This window comes from Paraburkholderia sp. SG-MS1 (genome assembly GCF_012275575.1).
Lineage (GTDB): Bacteria > Pseudomonadota > Gammaproteobacteria > Burkholderiales > Burkholderiaceae > Paraburkholderia.
In genome coordinates this window covers 1-3521 of sequence record NZ_NPIH01000186.1, presented here as the reverse complement: position 1 = coordinate 3521, position 3521 = coordinate 1, and the positions used below count along the sequence as shown (strand labels likewise).

5 protein-coding genes and 1 pseudogene are annotated in these 3521 nt (G+C 65.7%); 4 read left to right on the top strand and 2 right to left on the bottom strand.

The annotated features are described in order from the left end of the window. Positions 1-864 (bottom strand): LacI family DNA-binding transcriptional regulator (locus tag CIC12_RS14235; RefSeq protein WP_168664737.1); only part of this gene is annotated, 864 nt, incomplete at its 3' end. Between the two features lie 337 nt (positions 865-1201). Here CIC12_RS14235 and CIC12_RS14230 point away from each other — a divergent pair. Both CIC12_RS14230 and CIC12_RS14225 read left to right on the top strand, forming a co-directional pair. Further along, complete coding sequence (locus tag CIC12_RS14230; protein WP_168664736.1) at positions 1202-1855, top strand: protein-L-isoaspartate O-methyltransferase family protein; 654 nt, start codon at positions 1202-1204, stop codon at positions 1853-1855. A 71-nt stretch (positions 1856-1926) separates the two neighbouring features. Next, complete coding sequence (locus CIC12_RS14225; protein ID WP_121316736.1) at positions 1927-2250, top strand: rhodanese-like domain-containing protein; 324 nt, start codon at positions 1927-1929, stop codon at positions 2248-2250. Positions 2251-2356: 106 nt separating this feature from the next. Here the strand turns inward: CIC12_RS14225 and CIC12_RS14220 are convergent, their stop codons facing one another. Continuing rightward, entirely contained in the window at positions 2357-2611 is a 255-nt protein-coding gene (locus CIC12_RS14220) for a hypothetical protein (RefSeq protein ID WP_168664735.1), read from the bottom strand. 273 nt (positions 2612-2884) lie between these two features. On the opposite strand from CIC12_RS14220, the gene CIC12_RS14215 reads away from it, so the two are divergent. Both CIC12_RS14215 and CIC12_RS33125 read left to right on the top strand, forming a co-directional pair. Next, positions 2885-3343 (top strand): DUF2844 domain-containing protein, encoded by a 459-nt coding sequence (locus tag CIC12_RS14215; protein WP_168664734.1) that lies wholly within the window; start codon positions 2885-2887, stop codon positions 3341-3343. Next, positions 3340-3521, top strand: a pseudogene (locus CIC12_RS33125) (hypothetical protein); the annotation flags it as partial. The gene CIC12_RS14215 and the pseudogene CIC12_RS33125, both read left to right, overlap by 4 nt.

Here is a 3521-nt window from a genome sequence, read left to right as displayed (position 1 = left end):
GACGCTGCGCAAACCGTGGATCACGCCGATCGCCAGCGTGTCGGACACCGCGAAGATCGCGCTCGGCGCGTCCGGTTGGCCGGACAGCGTGATGGCGGCGGACGCGCCCGCCTGGTAGTCGAGGCTGTTCAGGTTCATGCGCCAGCGCGGATCGGGCGCGATGCCGGCTTCGGTCAGCGCGTCCAGATAACCCTGCTGACGCTGCCGCGCGTACAGGTAATCGACATCGGAATTGATCAGGCCGATGCGCCGATGGCCACGCGCAAGCAAATGCCGCACCGCGTCGCCGGCCGCGCGGTAGTTGTCGATGCCGACGTAGGGCACGCCGACCGCCGGATCGAACTCGCAGCACGCGACCCAGGGCAGCGCGTGCGACGCCTCGCCGAGCGCCTGCTGGATGGTGGCCGGGTCGAGACAGATCGCGCCGTCGGCGCGGCGGCGGCGCAGCAGGTCGAAGTAGCTGCGCTCGCGCCCTGGGTCGGCGCCCGTGTCGCACAACAGCATGAAGTAGCCGTGCTGACGCGCGACGCTGTCGATGCCGCGCACGATCTCCGCGTAAAACGGATTGCCGACGTCGGGCACCATGGTCAGCAGCAACCGGCTCTCGGCGGTGCGCAGGTTGCGCGCGAGTTCGTTGACGCGGTAGCCGCTCGCGTCGATCGCGGCGAGCACCCTGTCGCGCGTCGCGGGCCGCACGTTCTCGTGACCGTTCAGCACGCGCGACACCGTCGCCACCGAAACCCCCGCCTGCTCGGCCACCCCGGCGATCGACAGGCCATCGGCGGCGCGCAGCGGCCGAATCCCGGGTTGGGGTCGCGTCCCGGACAGGGCCGCCGGGGCTGCTTTGGACGACGATCTGGTCAAGTGAGTTCGCGCCGAAAATGTAATCGATTACATTTTTGAGCGATCGAAGCACGATGCGCAAGGACGGATCGCTAGGGATTAACACGGGGGCCCTCGCGCGACGGCGAGCCGTGTGCCGCGCAGCTCGTCGCCCTGCCCTCGAGAACCCGGCCGGCCGCCGCCATTTGGTACAATCCCGCAGTTACCCTGACGCGGCTTGCATCCGAATCGTTTCGCGACGCGGCCGGTCAGAAGCAAAAAGTCAGCGGCGGCGTTGGCCGGGCTCGGGGGCAAACCCCGGTCAAACCCACGGTCAAGCTCGTCGCCCGCTCGCCAAACCAAAACCGCCGAATCCACCATGAACATCGAGCAAGCGCGTTTCAACATGATCGAACAGCAGATCCGCCCCTGGGAAGTGCTCGACCAGGACGTGCTGAATCTGCTCTCGATCGTCAAACGTGAGAATTTCGTCCCCGCCGCGTACCGCGAGCTGGCCTTCGTCGACTTCGAAGTGCCGCTGCCGGCCGGCCAGCACATGCTCGCGCCGCGCATCGAAGCGCGCGTGCTGCAGGAACTGGCGGTGAAGAAGCACGAAAGCGTGCTCGAAATCGGCGCGGGCTCGGGTTACATGGCAGCCCTGCTTGCGCATCGCGCGCAGCACGTGCTCACGGTGGATATCGAGCCCGAACTGGCGGAACTGGCCAAAAACAATCTGATCGCCAACGGCGTGCTGAACGCGGAAGTCGTGACGGGCGACGCGTCGCGCGGCTGGGCTGGCGCCGCGCCTTACGACGTGATCTGCGTGTCGGGCGGCCTGCCGGTGCTGCCGCAGGAAATCCTCGAACAGCTGAAGATCGGCGGGCGCCTCGCGGCCTTCGTCGGCACCGCGCCGGTCATGAAGGCGCAGATCATCACGCGTATCGACGAGAAGCAGTACCGTATCGCCGACGTGTTCGAAACCTATGTCGAGCCGCTGATCAACGCGGTGCAGCCGCCGCGTTTCAGGTTTTAAGCGATACACATCGCTATACGTCGATCCGCACGGCCGCCACGCGGCCGTCATCTGAACTGGATGTCCCGCTGATGCAAAATCTGACCGCTCCGGCGCTCGCCGAATGGCTCGCCGACACATCGCGTCCCGCGCCCGTGCTGCTCGATGTGCGCGAGCCGTGGGAACTGCAGACGGCGTCGATCGCCGGCGCCGTGTCGATCCCGATGCGTGAAATTCCCGCGCGCAGCGAAGAACTCGACGACGACGCGCAGATCGTCTGCGTCTGCCATCACGGCGCGCGCAGCGCCCAGGTCGCGATGTTCCTCGAATCGCGCGGCCATACCAACGTGTTCAATCTGCAAGGCGGCATCGACGCGTGGTCGCGTCAGGTCGATCCGTCCGTTCCCACCTACTGAGCTCACGGCCGCGATGACGCGCCAGCGGGCGCCGATGTGCGCGCCGTTCTGGCGCTGACGCTGGCCGGCGCGTCTCACCCGTTGCCCGCGCAGGCCGTCGGCTCGTCTAGACCCTACGACGTAGGCGCTCGCCGCCAGCAGCGAAGAACTGCCGCTCGCTCGCGCCAGACTGCTGCCGCAAGTCTCGGCATCGCTTTGGCAGCCGCCGGAACACCGATTTCGGCAAGCGCTTTCCCGCTTCTTCGGCAACAGCAACGGCGATGTGATCTCCCTCACGCAGCCGCTGATTCACCTCGATAGCTGGGACGGCGATGCGCAGGGCCAGCATCTGAAGGCAACCGGCAATGCGGCGCTCGACCACGTCGGCCGTTACTCCATGTCTCCACCGATAGCCGCGTGCTCCTTTGTGGACTGTCGTTCTTCCCTAGCCGCACCCTCTATTCGCGCAATGGCACTGTGACGATCGGCGAACGGAGCGGGCCGTTTGTCGCATTCTGAAGACAGCATGAATGCGGGCGCGACGCTAGCCGATCGCGCCACCTAACGCCCTTTCCCATTCTCCATTCGGAATTTTCGTGCAATCCCAATAACGGCCCACGGGCACCATGCTCCGATCTGTTTCCGGAGCATTGAGATGAAATTTTTGAAGATCGTACTGGCGCTCGCGGCGCTGGCGCCGCTCGCCGCTTACGCGGCACTGGGCGCGCAGCCAGTCGCACGTACGCGTGTGGTTACGGCGTCGCGGTCGTTGCTGCAGTCGTCGGTGGCAAGCGGCGCTTCGGCGGCGTCATACACGGTGCGCGAGGCCAAGGACGCCGACGGCGTGACGATCCGCGAATACGTCTTGCCCACCAACGTGGTGTTTGCCGTCTCGTGGCAAGGTCCGGTGCGCCCGGACATGAGCGAACTGCTCGGCAGCTACTTCCCCAACTTCGCCAACCCCGGCGAAGGACGCGCGCAAGGCATCGGCCCGATGGTCCAGCACAACAGCGCGTTCCATATCGAGTCGGCCGGCCATACAGGCTACTTTTTCGGCAAGGCCTATCTGCCGCGGCTCGTTCCCGCCAATGTCCGCATGGAGACTCTGCAATGAAACGGCATGTGCATTCATCGAACGGCAACGCCATGACGTTATTCAACAAGAAACTTTGCTGCGCGCTTGTGAGCGCCAGTGTGACGCTTTCCGCGTGCGGGGGTGGCGGGAGCGATGAGGGTGGCGGTCAGCCAGCGACGACGCCGACGCCTACCCCGACACCGACTTCAACTCCAAC